Origin of the sequence: Candidatus Enterococcus avicola (genome assembly GCF_047470845.1) — a bacterium.
Taxonomy (GTDB): Bacteria; Bacillota; Bacilli; order Lactobacillales; family Enterococcaceae; genus Enterococcus_D; species Enterococcus_D casseliflavus.
Genome location: NZ_JBLGTY010000003.1, coordinates 74,909 through 99,167 on the forward strand (window position 1 = coordinate 74,909; position 24,259 = coordinate 99,167).

Sequence of the window (24,259 nt, forward strand, 5' to 3'; positions counted from 1 at the left end):
ACCGCCTTGTTGGTTCGCTTTTTTCAAATTTTTGTAGAGGAAGGGTTTTTGTTGGAATGGGAAATATAGTGTTGAATGCCGCCGGTTTATTTGCCATGATCTTCTTAGGGTATTTTCTTAAGCGGCTAAATGTCCTTTCAAAAGCGGATGGCTCGATCTTATCCAAAATTATTTTGAATGTGACGTTACCGGCAGCAATCATTTTGAATTTAGCTTCAATGCAAGTACAAGTCAGTGCGCTTAGTTTGATTGTGATCGCGTTGATCATTACGATCGTCCAGATCCTCTTCGCATTTTTCTTGACCAAAAAAGAATCGAACACGCTGCAGCAGTTTGCGATGTACTGCGGTTCAGGCTTTAATATCGGCAATTTTGCGATTCCTTTTGCCCAAAGCTTTTATCCTTTAGGGATTCCGCTGATTTCGCTGTTTGATATGGGGAACAGTATCATGTTGGCAGGGGGAACGACGATTTTCATCGAATTCTTGATTGGAAAGCGGACGACGTTTGAACCAGGGAAAATCTTTTTGAATCTCCTGCGTTCGCCAACGTTTACTATTTATCTAGTGATGCTGATTATCCGCAGTGCGGATTGGAGGATTCCCGAAGCGGCATTGGCGCTTGTCCAACCAATCGGGATCGCAAATACGTTTTTGTCCATGTTTATGATTGGCTTATTTTTGGATTTCCGCTTACCGAAGCACACCACCCAAACCGTGATCAAAATTTTAAGCTTGCGGTACGGACTGGCATTCGTGCTGTTCGCAGCTTTCTATGTTTTACCAATCCCAGTTTTATTAAAGCCAGTTCTTTGTTTGTTAGTGTTTGCTCCAATTCCTTTATTCGGTGTCATTAATTCCGTGATTGCTGGAATGGAGGAAGAAGCGGTGGGGTTCGTTTCTTCCATTAGCTTTTTGATAAGTATGCCGCTAATGACGGGTGTCCTGATGTTATTTGGACTCGCTTGATAAAAAAATACGGCAATGAGCAAAATAATCGCTTTACAAGGCGCTTTTATCGATAATAGAGAAGACTAGATTTAGGAGGAAAAGAAAAATGTTGATTGGTTCACACGTTTCAATGAGCGGCAAAAAAATGCTTTTAGGGGCAGCAGAAGAGGCAGCTAGCTATCAAGCTACTACGTTTATGATCTATACCGGAGCTCCGCAAAACACGCGGCGCAAACCGATCGAAGAGATGCAGATCGCAGCTGGACAAGATTTTATGACGGAAAAAGGAATTTCGAATATCGTCGTCCATGCCCCGTACATCATTAATTTAGGCAATACCATTAAACCAGAAAACTTTGGCTTTGCTGTTTCGTTCTTACAAGAAGAAATCCAACGAGCCCAAGCTTTAGGTGCAACTCAAATCACATTGCACCCCGGTGCCCATGTCGGTGCAGGACCAGAAGCTGGGATCAAGCAGATCATTAAAGGCTTGAACGAGGTCCTTGAAAAAAATCAAACTGCCCAGATCGCATTAGAAACAATGGCAGGTAAAGGCACCGAGATTGGTCGCAGCTTTGAAGAATTGGCAGCAATTATCGATGGTGTCACCTTAAATGAAAAATTATCCGTTACACTAGATACTTGTCACACGAATGATGCTGGCTACAATGTCAAAGAAGACTTTGACGGCGTGTTAAACGAGTTTGACAAAATCATCGGGTTGGATCGCTTGAAGGTCATCCATGTCAATGATTCAAAAAATCCACAGGGCAGCCACAAAGACCGACATGCGAATATTGGTTTTGGCACGATCGGCTTTGAAGCCTTGAATAAGATCGTTCATCATGAGCAATTATCAGCGTTACCGAAAATTTTGGAAACACCCTATGTTGGCGAAGACAAAAAGAATAAAAAAGCCCCTTATGGCTATGAAATCGCGATGCTGCGGGAAAAGACCTTTGATCCTGAGCTATTGACGAAAATCATGGCGGGTGCTTAAACGGTTCATTTAACCATGAGCCAGCTTATTATTGGAGGAAGAAAAATGGACTTTCAGTTGCTGATCGATGCCGCGAAGCAAAAACTGGGATTCAGACAGCTCTCTCAATTTGCAGAAGCAGGGAGTGTCGCGGCAGCTCTGGCTACTGCAGATGGACAGATTTATACAGGGATCTGTATCGATACCAGCTGTTCTATGGGTTTTTGCGCCGAACAGGCTGCGGCTGCGCAAATGATCACCGATGGTCAGCAGCGGGTGTTACAGATGGTTGCAATCAATTCGGCAGGTGAGCCGATCCCACCTTGTGGTCGTTGCCGTGAATTCATCAGCCAGCTGGATCCTGCCAACCATAACACGCAGGTCATGATCGCAGCAGGAAAAATTATGACGCTAGAAGAGCTGTTGCCTGTTGATTGGAAAGCATCAAAATAAAAAGAGTCCCCTTAGACCGCTGTGTTCTAAGGGGACTCTTTATTTTATCGATCCCATGGACGAGCTACGCTTTTGGATAAAAAAACTCCTCAACAAGCAATAGCGCTTTGTTGAGGAGTTGATCGATAGCAATGATTAGAATTTTTTCGCAGCAGCTGCTACGCGTTCTAAACCTTCAGCAATGATTTCTGCTGTTTTAGAAGGATCTGCATTGTGGCCTTCAATGATTACTTCTTCTGTGATGTTCATGCCGAACATACCACCGAAAACTTTTTCCATAAAGGTTACAGCGTTTTCCATTGCGCTCATTTCGCCTGAGTAAACACCACCACGGGCATTCAATAGAACGATTTCTTTGTCTTTCAATAATTGGTTCATTGAACCATCTTCGTTATAAGAAAAAGTAAAGCCAGCTTGGAAGATATAGTCGATGAATGTGTGCAAGGCAGCAGGAATCGTTAAGTTCCACATTGGGAAAGCGAAAACGATGGTATCCGCTGCTGCGAATTTGTTCATCACGTCTTGACGGACAGTCATCAATTCTTGTTCTTCTTGGTTTAATTCTTGTTCTTGTGAAAGTTTGCCAAATGCTTCAAATAACGTTTGACCGATATAAGGCATTGGTTGTGCGTACACATCAAAGGTTACAACGTCCACATTGTTGGTATCAAGATTTTCAACGAACGTATCAAACATTTTTGCAGATACTCCATCAGGACGGTTATTGGCTTTAACAACTAAAATATTTTTCATTTTTTTCCACCTTTACTTTAAGTAAGTTTTAATCACAAAACGTAGTATACTATAAAATAATTTTGCTTACAATAAATAAGTACACTTTTTTTAAAAAAGCTGGAATTTTACAGTTTTTTTCACACAGATTTGGTAAACTTTAGAGAAAACAGGAGGATTTCTATGAAAATATTCGTGGTCGAAGATGACAAATCGTTAGTCAAAATGATGGAAAACCAATTATCCCGCTATGCGTATCAAACCTTTGTTCCTGAAAATTTCGCTGCAGTTTTAGATGAATTCTTGATGATCCAACCTGATTTGGTTTTGTTGGATGTCAATCTACCTTATTATGATGGGTTTTATTGGTGCCAAAAAATCAGGGAACGTTCGTTGGTTCCAATTCTCTTCATCTCCGCCCGTGACGGCAATATGGACCAAGTGATGGCTCTAGAATATGGTGCTGATGATTATCTAGTCAAACCTTTTTCTTATGACTTGCTGCTGGCAAAAGTAAAAAGCCACATTCGCAGAGTCTACGGGGATTATGCACAGTCTGATCGGGCGAGAAGTTTGAAAGCCGGCGAATTGATCTACTATCCCGAAGCATTGAAGATGGTCTATCGTGAAGCCAGTGAATGGCTGACTGTTCGAGAAGGAGAATTATTGACCCTGTTAATGTCGGCACACCCAGAGATGGTCAAACGGGAACGGATCTTAAATCTATTATGGGATGATGAACGCTTCGTTGATGACAATACGCTTTCTGTTAATGTCGGCCGTTTGCGAAAAAAACTGGCGGCAATGGGCATCAATGATCCGATCCAAACGATTCGCGGAAAGGGCTACGCTTTATCAGTGATAGGTACGGAAGAATGAAAGCATATGCAAGTGTTCATTTACCTAAACTACTCGTTACCTTCTTAGCCATTTCATTGTTCGTTTTAGTGATTTGGTTGGATGGCTATCGAAATTACCTCGTAATTGGTTATGGTCTGCTTCTATTTGGGCTGTTCATTGTTCTTGTTTATTTGGTAGATTACCTTTCCAATACTGCGTTTTATCAGTATATCAAGCATGGAAGAGCGACACACCGAAGCAATGGCTACCTTTCCAAGCAATGGCGCAAGCAGTTCGATGCCCATGAACAGAAAGAGCAAGAGCGGCTGACAGAATTAGATCAGCACCATCAAAATCATATTCGTTTCATGAATATCTGGGTTCATCAAATGAAAACACCTGTCTCAGTTTTGGCGCTAATGGCTGAAAGTGAAGAAGTCGATAGCTATGATCTTTTGGCTGAAACAGATCGCTTAAAAAGTGGCTTGGCGACTGCGCTGAATTTTGTGCGCTTGGAAGATTTCACGGAGGACTTCGTTATCGAATCAGCCTCATTGTTGGAATTGTTAAAACACAGTATCGGTGACCAGAAGCGAAATTTTATTCGCAGTGAAGTCTATCCGAAGCTGATGAGTGAAGCAGATATCACGGTGACAACAGACAAAAAATGGCTAGGTATTTTGCTCTTTCAACTCATCAGCAACGCCATCAAGTACTCAAAGCCAGACAGTAAAGTCTATTTTGAGATCGATCCTTTTTCTAGAAGCTTAACGATCGCAGATGAAGGCTGCGGGATTGCAACAGCGGATCTCCCGCGAGTTTTCCGCCCCTTTTATACAGGTCAGAATGGGCGGCAAACAGGAGAGGCAACTGGGATCGGTCTTTATTTAGTTGAAACGATCAGTACGCAATTAGATATCGATGTGGCGCTTGCCTCTAAGGAGAATCAAGGCACGACAGTTACCTTAACATTTCGGAGGTGAAGGCTTTCTTACAATTTTGTAAGCTTTCTATCATGAAATCGATAACTGATTGCGGTGCCGCCTGCTAAACTGGTAGCAAAGGAGTGAAGATGATGGCTTTACTAGAATTGAAAAATGTATCGAAAACCTATACAGGGGAAGTGTCTGTTGAGGTTTTACAACAAATCGATCTCAAAGTGCCAGAAGGAGAATTTATCAGCATTATGGGTCCATCTGGCAGTGGCAAGACCACCATGCTGAATTTGGTGGCAACATTGGATAAACCGACTTCAGGTTCGGTGATCCTCAAGGGAGAGCAGCCACTAGAATTATCTAAGCAAAAACTCGCGGAGTTTCGTCGTCGGCAACTAGGCTTTGTTTTTCAAAACTACAATTTACTTTCGCCATTGAGCGTGCTTGAGAATGTGATTTTACCACTGACATTGGATCGGGTGGCAGTTCCTGAGATGAAAGAACGTTCGGAGCAGCTATTACGTGAACTTGGGATCTATGAGAAAAAAGACAAACGCATCTATCAGCTTTCCGGTGGAGAGCAGCAGCGAGTTGCGATTGCTAGAGCTTTGATCCATCAACCAGAATTGCTTTTAGCAGACGAACCGACGGGTAATCTTGATTCCAAGGCAGCACGAGATGTCATGGAAATACTAAGTCAGATGAACAAACAGCGAAAAGTCACCACTATGATGGTCACCCATGATCCGTATTCCGCCAGCTTTTCTGATCGGGTCGTTTTCATCAAAGACGGAAAGCTGTATAACGAAGTCTATCGTGGTGCTGATCAACAGCAATTTTATCAAAAAATTCTTGAAGTCCTAGCACATTTAGGAGGTCGCCGTCATGAATTTCAGACAGTTGATCATTCGTAATCTGCGGGGGAATTTTCGAACCTATGCAGCATACTTCGTCAGCAGCGCCTTTGCGGCGATGGTGTTTTATATCTTTAGTCTTTTGCTCTTTCATCCGCAATTGGAAGAAAACTTATCTAATAGCGATACAATTTCAAGCTTAGCTAAGGTTGGTCTATCCGTCGCACTCGTGGTGATCGCCTTACTGTCGCTGTTGTTTTTATGGTATACATTTGTGGTCTTTTTGAAACGACGCAAACGTGATCTGGCGATCTACTTGATTTTGGGGATCGAAGAAAAAGATCTGCGAAAGATTTTGTTTGTCGAAAATGCCCTTTTAGGAACATGTGCCACAGTATCTGGTATTGGGTTAGGGATTTTAGTGACGAAATTGTTGCTGCTGATTGCGCAAAATGTCATGTATCTAACAGAAGGACTGAAATTTATGGTTCCTCTGGAAGGTTTAGGATTGACCTTTGGGATCTATGTCTTTATTTTCCTCTTGATCTCCTTTTTCAGTACTCGGGCCTTGCAAGGAGAACAGATCATCTCATTGATCAAGGAAAATGAAAAACCACGTCCTGAGCCAAAAAGTCATTGGGCATTGGCATTTTCAGGAATTATATTATTGGTGGCGGGCTATGGATCGGTCTTTTATTTTAGCTACCAAACATACTCAATGCTGCCACTTATGCTAGGAGTCTTGTTGACTGTTGCAGGCACGATCTTGTCATTCCATCAGTTCAGCGTATTTCTATTGAAACGATTAAAAAAACGCCCGACCTTCTTACGTGGGACTCGGATGCTGACTATCAGCGAATGGATCTTTCGCATGCGAGACAATGCGGCGATGTACAGTCTGATCGCTATTAGTACCTCCGTGGCATTCGTTGGGATCTCCGTGATGCTGGCGATCGGCAGTTCTTCTTTTTCTTCAATCCAAGGAATCAGTGTAGCCTATGTGTTTCCGTGGTCTGGGCCAGAAGACCTCGATCATTCTGAGGGGAAAATGAATGAAATTAAAACTGCCATAGAAGAAAAAGGGTACTCACCTGTAACGGATAGTGTTTCCTTACTATGGGCCTATGCAAATCTTGATGAATCTGCAGTTATGAATGATTCATTTTATACGACGAATGGCTTTTCAATTATGCGAGAAAGTGACTATCAGAAAATGATGAAACAAATCGGTGAGGAAGCTGATTCCGTTGCAGATAATCAAATAATGACACTTAGTGCTAATTATTCACGTCGAAAACAGCTTCTAGAAGTCCCTGAGAACGAACGCACAAGTATCTATCCACTTGAATTAGGTTCAGAAACCGGTATAAAAAAGGATATTACGATTGTCCACAGCCCCTCAATGCTTTCTCTGAATCACTTTGGTTTGTCAGTTGTGACAGATAAGACCTTTGAGGAATGGCAAGCTCTCTTACAAGAATCTAACGATGATATGGAATCTGGTTTTATTTGGTTAGACTATCCAGAATGGGCTGAAACACCTGAATTGGTATCTGATTTCAATGGAAAGTTAGATAAAGAAAATGCCTTGATCGATCAGCAATACGAAGAACTCAGTCGGGAGTTTGAAGCCAAAGGTGACTATACAGATGAAGAGTGGTCAGAAGCGGCAAAAGACATTCCGATGCGTACGTCTTATACCTCGAAATACCAAGTTTTCCAAGAAAATCGTCAAGGAAATGGCATCATTTTAATGATCACGGTATTACTAGGTTCGGTTTTCTTTATTTTCTCCGCTTCGATTATCTATTTCCGTTTATTTGCAGATTTAGATAAAGATGGTGCGTATCATCGTTCCTTGCATATTTTAGGTGTGTCGCCGAAGGAGCGTCACAACGTTCTGAGACGCCAGCTGCAAGTGATGTACTTCTTGCCAACAGTTGTGGCAATGATCCATTTTGCGGTGGCAATGACCGCTTTGCGTATTTTAGTAGAATTGCCTGTTTGGCAATACTATGGTGTGATCGTTAGTCTCTTTTTGATTTTCCAAATCGTTTTTTACTTTGTTTGTCAGTATCGGTACTTCCAGCAAATTGATCGGATCGCCGATCCGACAGAGTGATTTATTTTTTAGCCAAATCCCTTTCAATCAACACAGATTGGGATTTGGTTTTTTTGTTTGCTGCATTGTTATTTTCTTTCACCAATGAAGCGTTTTAATTGTGTAAATCACCGAAAAGCCGATAAAATTAGTTAACACTGATTCTATTAGGCAGTCGCGGATACCCTGCAAGAATGTGGCAACTGGAAGTCTATTTTTCTCACCGTGAAACGAAAAGACAACTGTTAATGAAAATATTCATGTCGAGTACAGTAATTGCTGTGACCGATGGGTTTAGCTAAGCGATCACTTAAGGGAGGAAACCAATGATCAAACGTTTAGGAAAAGCATTTGCTGTCTTGCTGCTGTTGATTCCTGTTTTTGCTGGTATGCGGGTTGTTTATGGGGAAACCGATGTGGGTGCCAAGCTGATCACCAATGTATCGATCGTTAATAGCCACAACGAGGTCATCACAAGTATTGAAAAGGATGATTCCTTCAAAATAGATATGACCTGGAGTTTGGAGGACTTAGGTGATTTAAAAGCAGGTGACAAAGCGACCGTCACCTTGCCAGCTGAGATTGAAGGCGTTAATAATACGTATGCTTTATACGATGAAAATAACAACTTAGTGGTCAATGTTACCCAAGTTGGCAATCAGCTGACCTTTGTTTTCACGGAATTTGTCGAACAAAATACCAATGTACATGGGGACTTTTATTTTTGGACAAAGTTCAGTGATGACGTGATAGAAAACCAGATCAACAACATCAACTTTGAAACGGCAAATGGGACGCAATCGGTGCCTATTTTTATTCAAGCAGTGGATGATTCAGGGGAGGGTGCCTTACTCACCAAACAAGGACTGTATTTAGGTACGCAAGAACCCAAACGGATCATTGATTGGCGAGTGTATATCAACTCGTTTGACACGGACCAAGTGACGATCAAAGATGGAACGTTTATTGACTTTTTAGGTCCTCATCAGACACTAGTCAGTACGAGTGCTCGAGTGGTCTATGGACCCAGCGTTTCCAACCCAACGTATGTCGAGCAAGTACCGATCGTTTTAAATAGTGACGGCTCCTTTGAAATTCCTTTGCGGGATACAGAGGAACGGATCTACATTACCTACAAAACAGAAACGGATGGTTCATTGGAACAATATACCAATCGGGGCATCCTTGATGCTTTGGTCAATGATGTGCCAAGAACAAGCAGTATTACTGGCTATACGCCACGCTATGGTGGCGGTGGTGGCGGAACCGGTGAACCAGGAGAGTCCAGTAGTACGGAACCAAGTAGTGAAAGCAGCACCAGCAGTAGCACGGAACCAAGTAGTGAAAGCAGCACTAGTAGCAGCACGGAACCAAGTAGTGAGAGTAGCACAAGTAGCAGCACGGAACCAAGTAGCGAAAGCAGCACAAGTAGCAGCACGGAACCAAGTACTGAAAGTAGCACCAGTAGCAGCACGGAACCAAGTAGCGAAAGCAGCACAAGTAGCAGTACGGAACCAAATAGCGAAAGCAGCACAAGTAGCAGCACGGAACCAAGTAGCGAAAGCAGTACAAGTAGCAGTGCGGAACCAAGTAGTGAAAGTAGCACCAGCAGTAGCACGGAACCAAGAAGTACAAGCAATACAGTGGAAGGTTTGCTAAATAATAGTGGGTCAAGTCACTCTTCCAGCTCGGCAAGAAGTGATGGTGCCAACCATAATAAGCAGAAGCTTCTCCCGCAGACGGATGAAGTCTTGAATGATCGGTTGATTTTCTTAGGGATAGTCATACTGTCTATCATTACCTATATGACGCTAAAAAAATCAATGGGGAAAAGTCCCTTCAACAGATAACAAAAGTCTACAACGGGCAAAAACAAACATTATTATCCAATGGGGACTTGGGTTAGCAGAAAACAGAATAAAAAGTAGCGACAAAACCGTTCATGTGTTTTGATCGACTGATTCAGTAAAATTTAGTTTTTTTTGCTGAAAGAGGTCATCAAGGGCATTATCGGTTTTTTTTTGCTATTTTCTCGATGGGTTGACCTACCGTTTTTACGCTTGTAGCCCGTCGATTACAGAAAAAATTTGGCTGTTTTGGAATTCATAAAATGGTTTCTGTAACATTTATCAAGCAGAAACGATGCGGATAACTATCTCACATACCCTTTTTATTCGCGAAGAATATTTGTATTCTTAGAGCAAGTTAATGATCATAAACCGCTTCCATACGCTGACGCTTTTTCGACATATGACTGGAAATGTGCGAGAAATATCAGAAGTTCCCTTAGTCTAGTTAGTGTTTCGGACCCTTTTTTCTAGAAACTGATTTTTGTTTCGATTGCTCGAAAAATGAGCAGAATTCTTCAAAAACATTTACTGACCAATGAATTGTGATTTTGTTAACAAGAATGAGCGAAGAAGGGTTTAGTGGTATGCACAAGAAGCAATTTATAAAAACCTAAAGCGTTTTGATTACGAAGCAAGTTTTTCTTCAAACTGAACAAACCAAAAATAATAGAGAAGGTGGAATGAATATGAGTAAAAATGGTTCTCCAAAAGTGACAAAGATGCAGGTGTTTCCGATTGCTGGGTATGACAGTCCGACCCTTACCTTAAGCGGGTGTCATGCACCTTATTTTACGAGGAATATTGTTGTATTAGAAGACGAAACTGGGAATAGAGGCATTGGTGAGATCCATGGCGGTGAAGACATCACCAAAATGCTGGAGAGTTACATTCCTTTTGTCGTGGGTCAAGAAATTGCCAATTATCGTAATGTGATTACAACGATTCGCAAAAATGCAGCGGCGATGAAAGGAAATGATGGGGAAGGACTTCAAGGGTTGGATTTAAAAAATCTGAAATTTGTCGTCCAAGCGGAGGCAGCGGTTGAATGTGCGATGCTGGATCTGCTTGGCAAGTTTCTAAATAAACCGATGTGTGCATTATTAGGTGATGGTCAGCAGCGTAATGAAGTTGAAGTGTTGGGGTATTTGTTTTATATCGCCGATGCAGGGAAAACCGATCTGCCTTATCGCATAGAGGAAGAGCCAAAAGATGAGTGGGAGCGCATTAGAAGACAGGAAACCTTAACACCAGAGGGAATGGTGCAGCAAGCAAAAGCACTTGAGGCACGCTATGGGTTCAAAAATTTCAAAGTCAAAGGTGGCGTGCTGAAGGGAACAGAGGAAATGGAAGCAGTAGTTGCTTTACATGAGGCGTTTCCAGAAGCGCGAATCAATATTGATCCTAATGGTGCTTGGTCGTTAGCAGAGGCAATCGAGCTTTGCAAAGACAAATTAGACACGATTTCTTATGTGGAGGATCCATGTGGTCCTGAAGCAGGTTTTTCAAGTCGTGAGATCATGAATGAATTCAAAACAGCCACGAGACATCAAGTGGCAACAAATATGATTGCGACCAACTGGCGACAATTTTATCATGCATTAAATTCAAAAGCAGTAGATATCGTTTTGGCTGATCCGCATTTCTGGACATTAAACGGAAGTGTTCGCATGGCCCAAATCTTGAATGACTGGGGATTGACTTGGGGTTCTCACTTAAATAACCATTTTGATATTACGTTGGCAACGTTCGCACAGTGTGCCGCAGCTGCACCAGGAAATATTACACCAATCGATACACACTGGATTTGGCAGGATGGACAAGAACTTTGCGATGACACTGTCTTGATTCAAGATGGCGTGATCAAAATCACCGATAAACCTGGCCTAGGTATTGAAATCAATATGGAGAAATTGCTGGAAGCACATCAATTGTACCAGTCAATGGACCCCAAATACCGTGATCGTGATGATTCAATTGCGATGCAATACTTTATTGAAGATTGGCAGTTTGACTCAAAAAAACCTTGCTTTGTGCGCTAAAGGTATTTATTGAAGGACTACTTGATGTCAGAGATATAGCTGAAATTTTTGATTGAAGTTTCGGCTATATTCCTCTTTGACTGATCTATTATTCGGAGGGATATAAAAAATGAGCTATTTAGCTATTCTTGGCTTTGTCATGATGACATTGATCACGGGGTTATTACTAAGAAATAAAATTAATATACTTGTCTGTTTTGCATTGATACCTGTCGCATTTTCTTTCTTAAGCGGGGCAAGCTGGACAGCGACGGAAGGATATATCGCTGACGGTCTTGATATGACACGAGACATCTTTTTGATGATCATGTTTTCATTACCTTATTTTTCTCTGATATCTGATGCAGCAGTCTTCGATATTATGGTATTCAAGTTTTTGAAAAAAGTAAAAATCAAAGCGCCGATTCTCTGCAGCTTGACTGTGTTTATTTCGGTGATCACCACATTAGATGGAAGTGTCATGTCGACCTATCTAATTGCGATCCCGTTGTTTTTGCCGCTATTTAAGAAGTTGAAAATCGATCCGGTGATACTCGTCTTTCTTTGCTCAGTCGGTATCATGTTAGGATCGATCACACCATGGAACGCACGGATCTTACGAGCTGCAAGTCTGCTTCCAGATGTACCTAATGCACCGATGACCTTATTTACCACCTTGCTACCTGTTTGGATCACTGTCTTTATCGGAACGATGATCCTTGGTTATTTCTTAGGTCTAGGTGTCCACAAAAAGCATATGGCAAATGGAGAAAAATTTGAAGGGATCGCTGATTCATTAGCGAAAGAGCAAAACTATGGACCGCTTGCTCGTCCCAAGCTATTTTGGTTCAATCTGATCTTGACCATCCTCTTAGTGATCGCTTTGTCGTTTTCAAACCTGCCTTCTTACTATATTTTCGCAGCTGGTTTGATCATCGCTTTATGCGTGAACTATCCAGACTTCAAAGATCAAAATCAATTGATCAGTAAATATGCTTCAAAAACATATCCGATTGCGCCCATCGTTTTGCTTTCTGGGGTTGTCGTAGGGATCTTGCAAGGAACGGGCATGATGGATGCGATGGTTCAAGTTCTCGTGAATATTATTCCCGCAGCTGTTGGTCCCTATGTTCATATTGCGATCGCTATCTTTAGCACGCCATTGATGCTGTTGTTTACCAACGATACTTGTTTTTTTGCGCTCATTCCGATCATTGCAGCTTTAGCAGGAGAATATGGTGTTGCTCCAGATATTGTTGCCTTGACATTATTCTTTAATATTGGTGCGTTTGCTTCACTGATTGCCCAACCACAAATCATCATGGCTTGTGATTTAGGGGAAACCAATGTACGAAAATTCTTGCGTTATTCCTTCTTTAAATTCTGGGGAATCAGCTTGGCATGGACGCTAGTAGGGATCGTATTGGGGATCTTTATTTAAAAATGTTCTTTAGCACATAAATTCACTGTTTTTCGACGAAAAGTCTGCACTCGATACTCTGTATTCTTTTTTGGGGAAACAGTATATTAAAAACTATCAATTTGACTAGGAGAGATTTTGATGATTCCAAAAATCGTAAAAATGGAAGTTGTCCCTGTAGCAGGACATGACAGTATGCTATTAAATCTAAGTGGAGCCCATAGCCCTTTCTTTACTAGAAATATCGTTATTTTAACTGATGACACAGGTAATACAGGTTTAGGAGAAGTGCCAGGTGGTGAGAAAATTCGTCAGACATTGGAAGACTGCCGTGAATTAGTTGTGGGTCGGACTTTGGGCGAATACAAAAACATCGTAAAAGAGATTCACGAACGTTATGCGCAGTTGGATGCTGGTGGGCGCGGGAACCAAACATTTGATTTACGAACGACGGTTCATGTTATGACTGCTGTTGAAGCGCCATTGTTGGATTTACTAGGACAGCACATGCAGGTGCCCGTTGCCGCTTTGTTAGGTGAAGGACAAGTGCGCGAATCAGTGAAGTTTTTAGGTTATCTGTTTTATGTAGCAGATCGCAACAAAACAGACTTGCCTTATGCTTCTGACAATACGCTCGATGATTCATGGGGAGCACTACGTCGTGAAGAAGCGATGACCCCAGAAGCAATCGTCAAGTTAGCGAAAGCTGCCTATGAGCGCTATGGTTTTGAGGACTTTAAATTAAAAGGCGGCGTGTTATCAGGGCAAGAAGAAGTACAAACCGTCAAAGCGTTGAAAAAAGAATTTCCCAATGCTCGGATTACCCTTGATCCGAATGGCGGATGGTTACTAGATGATGCAATTGCGCTTTGCAAAGACCTTCACGGCGTATTAGCGTATGTAGAAGATCCTTGTGGTGCAGAAGGTCGCTTCTCTGGTAGAGAAACGATGGCAGAATTCCGCCGAAAAACAGGATTGCCGACGGCGACGAATATGGTAGCAACGGATTGGCGAGAAATGAAAGCAGCGATTCGCTTAGATAGTGTGACGATTCCGCTGGCAGATCCGCATTTTTGGACGATGCAAGGCAGTGTACGTGTGGCGCAGTTATGTCATGACTTAGATTTGACTTGGGGTGTGCATTCCAATAATCATTTTGATATTTCTTTGGCGATGGTCGCTCATACTGCAGCGGCAGCACCTGGGGAAGTAAATGCCGCAGATACCCACTGGATTTGGCAAGATGGCGAAGGCTTGACCAAAAATCCGCATCAAATCAAAAACGGTGAAATTACCATTCCAAGAAATTCCCATGGCCTTGGGCTGGAACTTGACCGAGAAAAGCTAGATGCGGCGCATCAACTGTATTTAAAAGAAGGCTTAGGGGCGCGCAATGATGCGATTGCCATGCAGTACTTGATTCCTGGCTGGACATTTGACAATAAGAAACCAGCTTTAGTCAGAGAGTAATCGAGAGAATACAAATTAATCGAAGCTTTGAGTGAGAGGATTGACCATAATGGAAAAAGAAAAGATTAAAGGGATCATTGTTCCTTTACTCACGCCAGTGAATGAAGAAGAAATGATTTGCGAAACTAAGTTGCGAAAGATCGTACGGCATGTGATCGATCATGGTGTTCATGGCATTTTGGCTTTTGGCAGTAATAGTGAGTTTTATATGTTCGAACATGATGAAATGCTTGCAGCAACAGAAATCATTTTAGATGAAGCCGCTGGAAAAGTACCTGTTTTCTTTGGGATGGGCCCAATACGTACGAAACATGCGGTGGCACTTGCCAAACGGGCAGCAAAATTGCCGATCGCTGGTATTTCCGTTTTACACCCAATGTTCATCAAACCCACAGAAGAAGCACTGTACAATCATTTTAAAGCAATCGCAGACGCGGTTTCCGATACGATGGTGCTTTTGTATAACAATCCAGCAAGAGCTGGGTATTCGTTGAGTCAACCATTGATCGAAAAGCTGGCGCATACCGTTGAGAATATCGTAGGGATCAAAGATTCAAGCGGAGATTTGACCTTCCTAAGCGAATTGGTTCGACGGAATGCTGATGTTGGCTTTCGGGTGATTGCAGGAAAAGATACCATTGTTTATCCTTCACTCTGTGTGGGAGCAGTCGGCGGTGTGTGTTCAACGGCAAATATTTATCCTGAATTGGTTTGCGGTATTTATGACCAGTACGTATCTGGTGATTTTCAAGGCGCGCTAAAGAACCAATTTACCCTGAACCCGATCCGTTTATCGCAAGATGCAGCAAGTTTCCCTTCAGCTACCAAAGATATGGCAAACTTGATGGGCTTGAATGTGGGACCTTCGATCTTGCCGACGGAAGCAAGTAAGGGCGTTGTCTTAGACAAGATGATTGATGAAATGAAGAAGGCGGGTTTCTTATAATCAAGCCTAACTATAGAAAAGGGGGTGGATTCATGGAAGAACAGCGAATTGTGATTGCAGCAGATTCTTTCAAAGGAAGTGCCTCCAGTAAAGATATCTCAATGTGGTTAGAAAAAGGGATTCGTCGGGTTTTGCCCCATAGTCCTATCGATAAATTTTCAGTCGCCGATGGTGGAGAAGGCACAGTCGAAGCTTTAGTTGATGCCTTGGCAGGAAAACGAAAAAGGATAACTGTTCAAAATCCATTGGGAAATCCTGTGAAGGCGCAATATGGTGTTTTACCTAATCAAATCGTCGTATTAGAAATGGCAGAAGCAAGTGGGATTACTTTAATCGAGCAAAATGCTGAGAATGCCTTAAACGCTTCGACTTACGGGGTAGGGGAGTTGCTTTTGGCTGCCCTCGATGAAGGCGCAAAAGAGATCTACCTTGGCATAGGCGGCAGTGCAACGAGTGATGGCGGGACTGGAATGGCAAAAGCATTAGGAGTCTCCTTTTACGACGATCAAGGAAAGGACATCCCGAGAGGATTAGCTGGATTAGCAAAGCTTGCTTCGATAGATATTTCTAAAATCGATCCACGATTAAAGGATGTAAAAATCAATATTTTATCGGATGTAACGAATCCGTTAGTCGGTGAAAAAGGTGCCATTGCTATCTATGGTCCTCAAAAAGGCATTCCGATTGACCAAACGAAAACCTATGATCAGTGGATGAAACATTATGCCTCTGTGATCAAAAAAGAGATGCAGATTGATATTGCTGACGCACCAGGTGCAGGGGCAGCAGGCGGTCTAGGGGCTGCATTGCAAGTGTTTTGCCAAGCCAAAACGTGCAACGGTATTGAAACGATCTTAGATTTAGTAGAAATTGAAAAGAAAATTGCCCAAGCTGCTCTCGTCATAACTGGCGAAGGCAAGCTTGACCAGCAATCGCTGAACGGCAAAGTTCCTGTGGGGATTGCCGAGCTAGCCAAAAAGCACCATAAACCGGTGATTGCTGTGGTCGGTAGTCGGGAGAAAGAGGTTTCGGCAGCTTATGCCGCTGGAATTAACCTTATTTTGCCAATTATCCATCGACCAATGAGTTTGCAAGAAGCAATGACACAAGTAGAGGAAAATGTGGTGATCGCTGGAGAAACCGCGATCCGAGCATATTTATTAAATCAACGAAAGTAGGAGATGGTATTGATGAAAGTAGGATTTGTCGGTTTAGGAATCATGGGAAAACCAATGGTGAAAAATATAGTAAAGAATGGCTATGAGGTTATTGTGTTTGATTTTAACCAATCCGCAATCGATGAAGTTGCTTCAGCTGGTGCACATGCAGCCGAGTCAGGCGCCAAGGTGGCAGAAGCAGCAGAAGTGATCATTACGATGCTGCCGAATTCTCCAAACGTAGAAGCGGCACTATTCAATCCTGGAGGGATCGCTGAAGGCTTGTCAGCTGGTAAAACAGTCATTGATATGAGTTCAATTGCGCCAAAAGCCAGCCAAGACTTTGCGGCTCGTTTGAAAGAACAAGGAGTCCATTTTATTGATGCGCCTGTCTCTGGTGGAGAACCAAAAGCCATTGATGGGACGATCGCGGTAATGGTTGGCGGAGAAAAAGCAGTTTTTGAGAAATATGAAGCTTTATTGAAGACGATGGCTTCTTCTGTGACACGAGTCGGTGAAGTAGGAGCTGGAAATATTACGAAACTTGCCAATCAAATGATTGTAGCAATCAACATCGCAGCTATTTCTGAAGCTTATTGTCTAGCCAAAAAAGCAGGTGTTTCTCCTGAAGCAGTTTATCAAGCCATTCGGACAGGTTTGGCAGGAAGCACAGTCATGGATCAAAAATCAGAAAAGATTTTTTCTGGTAACTTCGATCCTGGTTTCCGTATCGAATTGCATATCAAGGACTTGCAAAATGCATTAGACACCTCACATGATAGTAATGTTTCTACACCATTTACAGCATCTGCAATGGAGATTATGCAATCATTGAAAGCCTACGGATTAGAAAAAAGGGATCATTCTGCAATCGCAAACTATTATGAAACGATCAATGATTTAAAATTGCAAGGTTAACAGTAACAAATCGAGGTCATTTGTTTTCTTTTTCATTGAAAAGAGAGCACAAACTGCTCACAACTAAAAGACATAATAAAAGAGCGTTTCTTCTCAGAGGAACGCTCTTTTTGTTGCGTGTATTGAAACTCAAAAATACAGTGTAAAAACAATTTTGCGTCCACTGGAAGACAGAAAACAGGGAAACGTTGCTGGTGCTATGAGTTAGGCTGTTGATGGATGCTCAGGCTGATTGGAAACAGATGACTTGAACAAGAAATGATACCATCGATTTTAAATGCGAAGTTTGTTACGCTGAAGCATTTGCTTGTTCAACAAATCATCTCTCTAGATTAGACAAGCGATAACTCATAAAAGCAGCCGACAACACAGTAAAATCACTCAAATTACGTGGATTGTAGCCCGTCTTTTCCGTGATGCGATTCAGTTTGTTTTGAAAAGTATTCTTGTGTAAAAAAAGTGCCTCGGCACACTTCATAATACTACCATTGTAGCGTTTATACGTTTCAAAGATCAATTGGAACTGCTCAATCTCCTCAACTGTCAGACTGCCAAGCACTTTCTTTTGCAATTGTTTATTATCTTCTGCAGAAATCCCGACAAAGAGCAACCCATAATCCATTTCTTGATAAGAAGAGATGGTCGCACTTTTTTGATTGATCAACCAATTGACGGTTTTTTGCGCCTTTTCATAACTAGACCAATACTCATCGGTGGTTTCTGCTAAACCGCCGATCCCAAAGGACATTTGACGATCAAAACGCTTAGAAATATCCTTTTGCATTTGCATCAGTAGGGGGATCAGCGAAGCTTCTTCCTGCTTTTCGAAAAACAGGCAAATTTCTTGATTGATCAGCGAGAAGAAACTACCTGGAAAAATGTGCAAGTGCGATTGGATGGTATGGAGCAGTTTTTCATAATTCAGATTATTTTTTTCTCTAGTAAAAAGGAATTTCCCTATCACGAGGATGCGCGGTCGTTCCAAATCAATGTCCAAGAGCGAGGCTAAATAAGCCACCAAGCTATCATCTCTTTGAGGAGCGATCAGCATCGTAGCTAGACTGTGGTAGTTTTGCCGTTGATGGAAATTTGTCAATTGAATCCAGTTTTCTCGGATCAAAATCTCCGTCATTTTTTTGATAATATTCCCCAAAGGTTCTACCTTTGTACGCTCGCCAGTAATTCCAATAATTGCTACAACGGATTGATTAAAAAGGACCGGGATATTGATTCCTTTTTTTGCTCCTTTAAACTGATTGTCATGTTCAATCGTTAATGTCTGTTGATTTTTGGCTGCTAAACGGGCGCCTTCATGACTGGTACCAATCCGCACGGTATCTGTACTAGCTATGATCGTACCCGAGGTATCAAAAAGATTGATTTCATGGTTGATGATATCTTTTAAGCTTTTAACAATCAATTTTGCTACTTTTGGCTCTAATTCCATCGATCACGTACTCCTAAAGATTGATTTGCTTATACTTGAATTTTAGCACAAAAATGGTCATATATTATATATAATATATATTTAAATGATAAATATTAAACTGTTTTGTTGGCGGAGGTAAAAGTTCGAGAGAGTTTCAAATGCGGAAGAGGGTGGTAAATATCTTTTCTATGTATAATACTCGAAATTAAAGATGCCATTTTATGGCCACTTTCCTTTTTTTTTCGGCGCATGTTTTCTCTGAGAATTTATTATAATTTCCTTATCAAGTTATCTTGAAATATTCATTTAGGAAGTGAGGAAATGAGAAAACTGGTTGGAATTGTGTTGATTTTGCTGTTAGCGGGATTATTGCTGCTGGTGTTTGGTTTCGATCATTCTTCAGCAAAAGAACGAGCCGGAGGGAATTTATCGTTTTCTGTCCAAACGAATCGAGTGATCTATGATGAAACCTTGAAAGTCATTACGATCCCGGTACGGCCGAACAAAACGCTGACTTCACAAAACGTTTGTATCCGTTTAACTTATGGTTGGGATGGCAATGGACACAGTGAAAAGGTGATTGGTGAAACGTATCTAACAAATGTCGATTGGTTTTCAGGTGTTGAAAACTACTTAAGGATCTATGCTGAGATGGCCATCGATGAGATCAAAAGTGTGGATAAAGTAGATTTAGTTGTGATTTATGACGGTGAAACAACGATTACTGAAAACTTGAAGCCTAGTCAATGGCAGGTAATAACACCCCCGAGCTCTAGTGAGACCACGAACTCTGAGATAAGCGCAAGCTCTAAGGTGTCTGAAGAAACAAGCTCTTCCTTTAGTAGTATCGAACCAAAATTTAGCGACTCTCAATCGACGGATCCAAGGACTTCTACTACGGAAAACACAAGTCAGGATTCTCAAAGTATCGAAAGTAGTCACAATGCAAGTGAGTCAGAAAACTTCAACACCCAACCAGTTAGTGAGAGTGAATCGACTCAGATAACTAGGAGTCGAGAAACCACCGCAACAACAGGAACAACGACCGTTAGTGAAGCGGCATCTGAGAATCTTTCAGATTCAGAAACGAAACCAAACAAATTAGCGCCGAACCAAAGTCAGTCAAGCAAGCGAAGTGTTTCCTCCAATGATCCCGCAGGCAAACAACTCGCTAAAGCATCGTCTTCAGTGAAAATGGAACAGGAACAACGTACGGAGACAAGCAGTGCTAAGGAGGTCAATGGAGCCTTACTACCGAAAACCGGCAGCAAAAATACGAGTATTCGCTATTTACTCTTTGGTCTAGGCGTGGTTATCCTTACTGTCTTCCTTTACTGGCTGAATCGAAAGTTATTTTCTGATGAGAGACAGTAAAGAAAAAAGCCGAGGATAATGAGAGAATTGATAACCCACGATTGGAATTTTCTTCCCCAGAAAGCACAATCACGTTTTGTTTTACCGTTTTTAACAAAAAGTCTGACGATCGTTTTGAGGCGTCAGACTTTTTTTATGAAAATATACAGATAACGAAAGGAAAATTTGTTAAAAGTGATTTGACAGAAAAGAGCGCACGGTGGTACGATCACCAAACACTGCCAGCTTACAATTTTGTAAGATGACAAATTTAGGATAAAAACAGCGTTTGCTGATTATACGAGCGAGGGAAATTTCATGTTACAGGCACTTTTGGATACGACAGAAAAACAAATTTATGCGTTTCTAAGTTATTGTTACGAAACGAACAAGAAAGACTATACAATTAAAGAGCTCTCAGGTGTTTTCGATAGGAAAACCAACAAAATGCAGTCGATCGTTCAGCAAGTAGAGGTGTTTCGTGCACGCTATCCTCAGTTTACTTTGACCTATGATCGGTTGGAAAAAGAAGTGTCGATTACTTTTTCTCCACGATTTCTATTGAGCCAAGCCTATAGTGTATTGTTGCAGGGAACCGTTGGGTTTATCTTGCTGGATGCACTCTTTCAGGGGGATTATCATTCCCTTGAACAACTCAGTCACAAAACCTTTAGCAGTCCCCGCACGATTCAACGAAAATTGCAGGAGTTAAATCATGTTTTGGCGAATTATCATTTGTCCTATAGTTTAAAAAAGGGTGATCCTTTGGCAGGTGCTGAATATGCGATCCGCTATTTTTATCATCTTACCTATTGGCAAATTTTTGATGAGAAGGACTCACAAGTCTTGGCATCGATCAAGGAGAAAGAGCAGGCTGAAGCGTTGTTTGAAACCCATGCTTCTTATATGAGAAAAATCGATATCGATAAATTTCTTCATCTATTCGCTATCTCCGTGCAAAGAATCCATCAAAAGCATCCGCTTTCGTTTTTACCAAACGAAGTACTAACCTTTGAGCACCCATTAATTGAAAAAAATCAGTTTGATCAGGTCTTTTTGAACCCACTGTTTAACAGGAATCATCTGCCGTTTTCTGAAATTTCGGAGGTTGAACGCAGCTTCTTGTATTATATGTTTGGGGTAATGAACACCTATCTTGAGGAGGATCTCGATGCTGCTAACATCTCGTGGCTGACTCAGCCAAAGTACCAGCAAGAAGCGCAGCTTGTTGAAAAATTAGCCGTGTATTTTCGGTTGACGTTTACAGAAGCCGAAAAAAACTATTTATTGGTTAATCTGGTCATGATCCATTCCGCCTCTGGCTGTTTTGGTACGCGACAAAAAAGCGATAGTTTTGGCAAAACATCCGACGAGCAAGAGCTGCAAGCCGCTTTTCCAGTGCTTTATCCAACCATGAAACGGTTTTTTTTGGAAGCGACTGTTTCTTTACCAGACTTGCGTAGATTACTGCAAATGAATGATCGCTTGATTTTCCAATACTGTATGTTACTGAGAGTTATTTTTATCAAATATGAACAGCCGGTCACGTTCTCGATCCATTCGAAATACGGAAAAACGCAAGAGCTTTGGATCAAGAACCGCTTGATGAATGCCACGCATCGAGCAATGGCTCATTATTCGCTGTCTCAAAAACCAGATTTGGTGATCAGCGATTATCCGATCCATCAGGAATTTTCCGAGGAAGAACAGCCTTACCTCTTTTATTGGAATGGTCACCCAAGCGCAAAGGAATGGAAACAGCTCAAGCAAGTGATCAAACAGATCAGAAGTGCCAAGAACAAGGCAGCGTTCGCCCAGCTGGCATTCACCCAAACGGAGTGAGCCCGCTATAAGATCGAGCAAATAGAACTTATAATTTTGCCAAGCTTTTGACCAGCAGCAATAGGGCAAACGTGAAAAGCATCAGTGATAAACGAAGTTGTCAAGAAGCAAAAACAGGAGCATCGATGTTCCTTTTTCGCTTCTTGACTTTTTTTTACAGAGATGGCATGGTATACATATTATCATAACGTTTTTTATTTAAAATCGTTGCAGAAATGGTGTTAGGAAGAAGGGGTAACTTTGACAGAAGTATTAGCACTGCAAAATATTTCCAAATTGATTGGAACCAAACGAATCATTGATGATGTTTCCTTTGTGGTGGACCAAGGACAAGTCGTTGGTTTATTAGGGCCCAATGGGGCTGGGAAGACGACGATCATCCGAATGATCGTTGGCTTGATGAAGCACAACACAGGATCGATTGCCATTATGGGAAATTTATTGGATTCTTCTTTTAAACCAGCGATTGCCTCAGTCGGAGCGATCGTTGAGAATCCTGAGTTTTATAATTATATGACCGGTTATGAGAATTTGATGCAGTATCAGCGTATGGCGAAGAAAAAAGGCACAGCCTCTGAGCTAGAAGCCCTGATCCGTCAGGTGCATTTAGAAGGACATATCCATCAAAAAGTCAAAACCTATTCATTAGGGATGCGTCAGCGTTTAGGTGTTGCCCAGGCGCTGATCCATCAACCAGATCTATTAGTTTTAGATGAGCCGATGAATGGTCTGGATCCTAAAGGCATGCGGGAGTTTCGGGAAATGATTCTTTCTTTGCGAGCAAAAGGGGTCTCTGTTTTAGTTTCCAGTCATCAGTTAAGCGACATCGAGCAAATTGCGGATCATTTGATCGTGGTGCAAAAAGGAAAAGTCACCCATCAAGTAGCAATGGCAGAGTTGAAAGCAGAGAAAAATGTGTTGATCATCAAAACCGATGATAACTTGCAAACAGAAGCGCTGTTAAAAGCTTCCTTTGACGTCGAGGTCTTGCATGTAGAAGACGAATTGCACGTCACGCTGCAAACAGATCAGCGTTCTGAAATCGCTGCAGCGATCGTGACGGCGGGTATCGGCTTAAAAGAACTACGGACAAAGCAATCTTCTTTAGAAGATACATTCTTGGCTTGGACCGAAGAAGGAGGTTTGTAAGCATGCTGACATTGATTAAAAATGAATGGATCAAATTAACCAAAAAGCGTTCTACTTGGATCATGCTACTTTTATTGGTTTTAATGACGTTTGGCTTGACCTATGTTGTACGCTTAGGTAGTCCAGAAATTGGTGCCAATGATTTATTTGCTTCTTTAAGCGATATGACGTCGTTCTTAAACTTATTTGTAGTGATTGTGGCGGCTTCTTCAGTGGCGGAAGAGTTTAGTCGAGGAACGATCAAGTTCTTATTGATTCGGCCTTTTTCCAGAAGCCAAATCTTAGCAGCAAAAGCCATCAACACGTTTTTATTTGCGCTTTTAGGGACCGCTGTTTTACTAATCAGTAGTTTAGCAGCCGCCAATTTATTTTTAGCAGCTGAATCACCTTTTGCTGCTACTGGTTACAACGGGCTAGCGGCGATTCTCGTTGCCCTTGTTTTTGCGGGAACCAACTTGCTATTGATTGTCTTTTATATTGCATTGACCATCTTTATCTCAGCCGTCATTCGCTCTCAAAGCCTGGCAGTAGGCTTAGGCTTGGGTATGTTGTTTGGAAGCAGCATCATCAACTCGATCATGCTTTTTGCGCAAGAAAAATACCCATGGCTGAAGTGGAATCCATTTAATTTTATGAATATCAAAGAGCAGATACCGAGTGTATTAAATAGTCCTGACATGCAGATGACTGCTTTTGATCCGGGATTGGGCTATTGGGAAATGGCGATCGGGATCCTTGTTTACAGTGTTTTAATCTACCTTTTAACAAATTGGTTATTCAACAAAAGAGATGTCGCATTAAGTTGAGGAAACGAGTGAAAGTTTTTGGATAAATCCAGCTTTCACTCTTTCTTTTTGTGTTTT

General features: G+C 41.8%; 20 protein-coding genes. 18 read left to right on the forward strand and 2 right to left on the reverse strand.

The window, feature by feature from the left end:
• Positions 1-56: 56 nt before the first annotated feature.
• The 3 genes from ACI3E5_RS03975 to ACI3E5_RS03985 all read left to right on the forward strand — a co-directional run bounded on the left by ACI3E5_RS03975 (position 57) and on the right by ACI3E5_RS03985 (position 2,382).
• A complete protein-coding gene (locus ACI3E5_RS03975; RefSeq protein ID WP_005225801.1) occupies positions 57-968 on the forward strand; it encodes an AEC family transporter in 912 nt (303 codons plus the stop codon).
• Between the two features lie 88 nt (positions 969-1,056).
• Positions 1,057-1,950 (forward strand): deoxyribonuclease IV, encoded by an 894-nt coding sequence (locus ACI3E5_RS03980; RefSeq protein WP_005225802.1) that lies wholly within the window; start codon positions 1,057-1,059, stop codon positions 1,948-1,950.
• Between the two features lie 45 nt (positions 1,951-1,995).
• On the forward strand, positions 1,996-2,382 hold the full coding sequence (locus tag ACI3E5_RS03985; RefSeq protein ID WP_034858030.1) for a cytidine deaminase family protein: 387 nt from the start codon (positions 1,996-1,998) through the stop codon (positions 2,380-2,382).
• 135 nt (positions 2,383-2,517) lie between these two features.
• On the opposite strand, the gene ACI3E5_RS03990 is transcribed toward ACI3E5_RS03985, so the two are convergent.
• Positions 2,518-3,135, reverse strand: a complete 618-nt coding sequence (locus ACI3E5_RS03990; protein ID WP_005225804.1) for an FMN-dependent NADH-azoreductase — start codon at positions 3,133-3,135, stop codon at positions 2,518-2,520.
• Positions 3,136-3,297: 162 nt separating this feature from the next.
• Here ACI3E5_RS03990 and ACI3E5_RS03995 point away from each other — a divergent pair, with 162 nt between their 5' ends.
• From ACI3E5_RS03995 to garR, 11 genes are all read left to right on the forward strand, one after another.
• Entirely contained in the window at positions 3,298-3,993 is a 696-nt protein-coding gene (locus tag ACI3E5_RS03995; RefSeq protein ID WP_005225805.1) for a response regulator transcription factor, read from the forward strand.
• Complete coding sequence (locus ACI3E5_RS04000) at positions 3,990-4,937, forward strand: sensor histidine kinase (protein ID WP_086338343.1); 948 nt, start codon at positions 3,990-3,992, stop codon at positions 4,935-4,937. Before ACI3E5_RS03995 ends, ACI3E5_RS04000 begins: the two co-directional genes overlap by 4 nt.
• Positions 4,938-5,026: 89 nt before the next feature.
• On the forward strand, positions 5,027-5,803 hold the full coding sequence (locus ACI3E5_RS04005; protein ID WP_016610278.1) for an ABC transporter ATP-binding protein: 777 nt from the start codon (positions 5,027-5,029) through the stop codon (positions 5,801-5,803).
• Positions 5,775-7,865, forward strand: coding sequence for an ABC transporter permease (locus tag ACI3E5_RS04010; protein ID WP_142972904.1), 2,091 nt, complete (start codon positions 5,775-5,777; stop codon positions 7,863-7,865). The genes ACI3E5_RS04005 and ACI3E5_RS04010 overlap by 29 nt, the downstream gene beginning before the upstream one ends.
• Positions 7,866-8,170: 305 nt before the next feature.
• Positions 8,171-9,694, forward strand: a complete 1,524-nt coding sequence (locus ACI3E5_RS04015) for an Ig-like domain-containing protein (protein WP_142972905.1) — start codon at positions 8,171-8,173, stop codon at positions 9,692-9,694.
• Between the two features lie 686 nt (positions 9,695-10,380).
• Positions 10,381-11,733: an enolase C-terminal domain-like protein gene (locus ACI3E5_RS04020; RefSeq protein ID WP_498820839.1), complete on the forward strand. Its 1,353-nt coding sequence runs from the start codon at positions 10,381-10,383 to the stop codon at positions 11,731-11,733.
• Between the two features lie 109 nt (positions 11,734-11,842).
• Positions 11,843-13,153: an SLC13 family permease gene (locus tag ACI3E5_RS04025; RefSeq protein WP_142972906.1), complete on the forward strand. Its 1,311-nt coding sequence runs from the start codon at positions 11,843-11,845 to the stop codon at positions 13,151-13,153.
• 120 nt (positions 13,154-13,273) lie between these two features.
• Positions 13,274-14,602: an enolase C-terminal domain-like protein gene (locus ACI3E5_RS04030; protein ID WP_185939941.1), complete on the forward strand. Its 1,329-nt coding sequence runs from the start codon at positions 13,274-13,276 to the stop codon at positions 14,600-14,602.
• 49 nt (positions 14,603-14,651) lie between these two features.
• Entirely contained in the window at positions 14,652-15,548 is an 897-nt protein-coding gene (locus ACI3E5_RS04035) for a dihydrodipicolinate synthase family protein (RefSeq protein WP_086338337.1), read from the forward strand.
• Positions 15,549-15,580: 32 nt separating this feature from the next.
• Positions 15,581-16,726 (forward strand): glycerate kinase, encoded by a 1,146-nt coding sequence (locus ACI3E5_RS04040; RefSeq protein WP_498820840.1) that lies wholly within the window; start codon positions 15,581-15,583, stop codon positions 16,724-16,726.
• A gap of 12 nt (positions 16,727-16,738) precedes the next feature.
• A complete protein-coding gene (garR, locus tag ACI3E5_RS04045; RefSeq protein ID WP_498820841.1) occupies positions 16,739-17,623 on the forward strand; it encodes a 2-hydroxy-3-oxopropionate reductase in 885 nt (294 codons plus the stop codon).
• Positions 17,624-17,942: 319 nt separating this feature from the next.
• Here garR and ACI3E5_RS04050 read toward each other — a convergent pair whose 3' ends face one another.
• Entirely contained in the window at positions 17,943-19,070 is a 1,128-nt protein-coding gene (locus ACI3E5_RS04050; protein WP_142972908.1) for a CdaR family transcriptional regulator, read from the reverse strand.
• A gap of 303 nt (positions 19,071-19,373) precedes the next feature.
• Here ACI3E5_RS04050 and ACI3E5_RS04055 point away from each other — a divergent pair, with 303 nt between their 5' ends.
• The 4 genes from ACI3E5_RS04055 (at position 19,374) to ACI3E5_RS04070 (ending at position 24,202) form a co-directional block, all read left to right on the forward strand.
• Positions 19,374-20,426 (forward strand): LPXTG cell wall anchor domain-containing protein, encoded by a 1,053-nt coding sequence (locus ACI3E5_RS04055; protein ID WP_208769552.1) that lies wholly within the window; start codon positions 19,374-19,376, stop codon positions 20,424-20,426.
• A 297-nt stretch (positions 20,427-20,723) separates the two neighbouring features.
• Positions 20,724-22,247, forward strand: a complete 1,524-nt coding sequence (locus ACI3E5_RS04060; protein ID WP_142972910.1) for a helix-turn-helix domain-containing protein — start codon at positions 20,724-20,726, stop codon at positions 22,245-22,247.
• Between the two features lie 240 nt (positions 22,248-22,487).
• Positions 22,488-23,396, forward strand: a complete 909-nt coding sequence (locus ACI3E5_RS04065; RefSeq protein WP_142972911.1) for an ABC transporter ATP-binding protein — start codon at positions 22,488-22,490, stop codon at positions 23,394-23,396.
• 2 nt (positions 23,397-23,398) lie between these two features.
• Positions 23,399-24,202: an ABC transporter permease gene (locus tag ACI3E5_RS04070; protein WP_005225815.1), complete on the forward strand. Its 804-nt coding sequence runs from the start codon at positions 23,399-23,401 to the stop codon at positions 24,200-24,202.
• The last annotated feature ends 57 nt before the right edge of the window (positions 24,203-24,259 follow it).